Raw genomic sequence first — 1,121 nt, 5'->3', positions numbered from 1 at the left:
TAACGCGTTTTCTAAAATCAATTCCGTAAGTCATAAGTCTATTTTATCACACATCAAATAAAAACTAAACAACTATATAACAACTGATATTGATTATCAGAATAGCAAAAGGCATGCCCTTAAAAATATAAGTTACATGCCTTTTCACAATTTTTGTCAAATTCATAATGGAAAAAGAACCTAGATTCATTCAGAAATTATACTTGTTGTACTGTTACAACCAACTTTATGTCTAAGAATAATCGATTACAACATACTACACTAATTTACTCGCTGCGGCTTGGTCGAGGATAAGAACAACATTGTCATGGTTTTGAAGGACACTTGCTGGAACTTCCTCTGTCACTGCCCCTTCCACAGTCGCCTTAATGGCGTCAGCTTTTTCAGGACCATAAGCCATGAGGACAATGGTCTTGGCTGCCATAATGTTGGCGATGCCCATGGAGATCGCCTGCTTTGGCACTTCTTCTGGATTGTCAAAGAAGCGGGCGTTGGCTTCAATGGTTGACGGTGCCAAGTCAACCAAGTGAGTTTGACCATCAAATGGAGCACCTGGTTCGTTGAAACCGATATGGCCGTTGCGACCGATACCCAAAATTTGGAAATCAACTGGATATTCAGCCAGAATTTTATTGTAACGTTCTGTTTCAGCAACTACATCTGTCGCCAAACCATTCGGTAAAAAAGATTGTTTAAACGGTTTGGCACTGAAAAGATTTTCCTTCATAAAATGGATATAGGATTGGTCGCTCTCCTCACCTAAACCAACATACTCATCCAAGTTTATAGATGTCACATCTGAAAAGTCTAAATCCGACTCACGAATCAATCTGTAAAATTCTAACGGACTGGAGCCTGTTGCCAAACCTAATACCTTGGCACCTCCGTTCAATTTTTCTCTCAAAATATCTAATGCTACAGTTGCTCCTTCAACTTGATTGTTTACTACATGAATTTTCATAGCGCACCTCTTTGGTATATACCATTTAATGTTTTTCTTTATTATATGGTATAGACCAATTTTTGTCAAGAATTTATACTTATAGAATCATTCCCGTAGTTCGTATTTTATCCAATTTGTTACCGTCCAAAAGAGGATAGTGACGACTTTCCTTATCTCA

The 1,121-nt window shown here is 37.9% G+C and carries 1 protein-coding gene; it reads right to left on the bottom strand.

Features of this window, described 5'->3' with window-relative positions:
- Window positions 1-256: 256 nt before the first annotated feature.
- Window positions 257-961: a glucosamine-6-phosphate deaminase gene (locus P7J36_RS11555; protein WP_029186374.1), complete on the bottom strand. Its 705-nt coding sequence runs from the start codon at window positions 959-961 to the stop codon at window positions 257-259.
- Window positions 962-1,121: the final 160 nt, after the last annotated feature.

Origin of the sequence: Streptococcus suis (assembly GCF_046032115.1) — a bacterium.
In the GTDB taxonomy this organism is placed as follows: domain Bacteria; phylum Bacillota; class Bacilli; order Lactobacillales; family Streptococcaceae; genus Streptococcus; species Streptococcus suis_AJ.
The sequence above is the reverse complement of the archived record's forward strand: the minus strand, read 5'-3'. Positions and strand labels throughout refer to the sequence as shown.